Origin of the sequence: Pseudomonas viridiflava (genome assembly GCF_001642795.1) — a bacterium.
Lineage (GTDB): Bacteria > Pseudomonadota > Gammaproteobacteria > Pseudomonadales > Pseudomonadaceae > Aquipseudomonas > Aquipseudomonas viridiflava.
The window spans coordinates 1-1,144 of sequence record NZ_LKEH01000036.1; the positions used below are offsets into that span (position 1 = coordinate 1).

The window sequence follows — 1,144 nt, forward strand, 5'->3', positions numbered from 1 at the left end:
GCCGCCTGGTCCACCTTCAGCCAGACACCAGCGCCGGCCAGCCCAGCCACTACTGACGATGAAAGCGATGACGCCTGATGAGCACCCCTTTGCGCACTGTTACCAGCGCTAACGGCGACCCGTTGGCCGAGGCGATCGACCTGACTAAACGCCTGAAACTGCCCCATATCCGCAGGTCCTTGAGCGATATCATCCCGACCGCGAAAGCCCAACGCTGGGACCCCGCCGAAGTCGTGCGGGTTCTCCTCGCTGAGGAAGCCGCCGGCCGGGACCGGGCGAACCTGCACACTCGCCGCAAACGCGCGGGTTTCCCTACCGGCAAGACCTTCGGCGACTNAATCGTCGATTCCCCGCGCCACCCAGGACGCGCTCCGCACCCTGGAGTGGGTCGGGCGGCGTGAATGTTTCTGCGTCTGTGGGCCTTCGGGAACTGGCAAGTCTCACTTCACCGAGGCACTCGGGCAGGCCGCAGTCGAAGCTGGGCTGGCGGTGTCTTGGTTCACCATCGAAGACCTCGGTGCCCTGGTCCGCCGGCACCGTGCCGACGACTCCATCGCCCGAGCCCTGACGAGGATCATCCGCTCCGACCTGATCATCGTCGACGACATCGGTCTGCTCCCGGTCTCTGAAGACGCCGCCGAAGGATTCTATCGCCTCGTCGACGCTGCCTACGAACGCCGAGCGATTGCCGTCTCGAGCAACCTGCACCCCTCCGGCTTCGACGAGATCATGCCCAAAACATTGGCCACCGCCACCGCCACCGTTGACCGGCTCCTGCACCATGCGCACGTCGTCGTCACCGACGGCGACTCCTTCCGCCTCACCGAAGCCACCACCGGCAAGGGGGTGAAGCCCTTCAGCTAACCCAAATCAGAAAGCGGGTGGGGAAAAACAACTGGCCGCCACCGGGGAGAACCCGTGGCCACCAGCGGGGAGAACTACTGGCCGCCTACGGGGAGAACTTCGTGGCCATTGACATTCCACCTGCGGCATCGGGAGACTTTCTGCTCTCGATCATTGCGGCTTCGAGGGAGGCCTCTGTCTGAGGGGTGAGGACCCGCCCATCATTCGATGCCAGAGCCTGCTCGACCGCGACGCCGTCGGGGAGTTCATCCCTCCGTGAGCGATACATGTCGACGTCGAA

At 64.5% G+C, this 1,144-nt stretch carries 1 protein-coding gene and 1 pseudogene; one reads left to right on the top strand and one right to left on the bottom strand.

Annotated features, from left to right (window positions below; genetic code table 11):
- Positions 1-77: 77 nt before the first annotated feature.
- Positions 78-864: pseudogene (gene istB, locus AO065_RS20205) on the top strand (IS21-like element IS1415 family helper ATPase IstB).
- A gap of 85 nt (positions 865-949) precedes the next feature.
- Here the strand turns inward: istB and AO065_RS27490 are convergent.
- The coding region (locus AO065_RS27490) for a hypothetical protein (RefSeq protein ID WP_238381512.1) at positions 950-1,144 on the bottom strand (195 nt) is incomplete at its 5' end.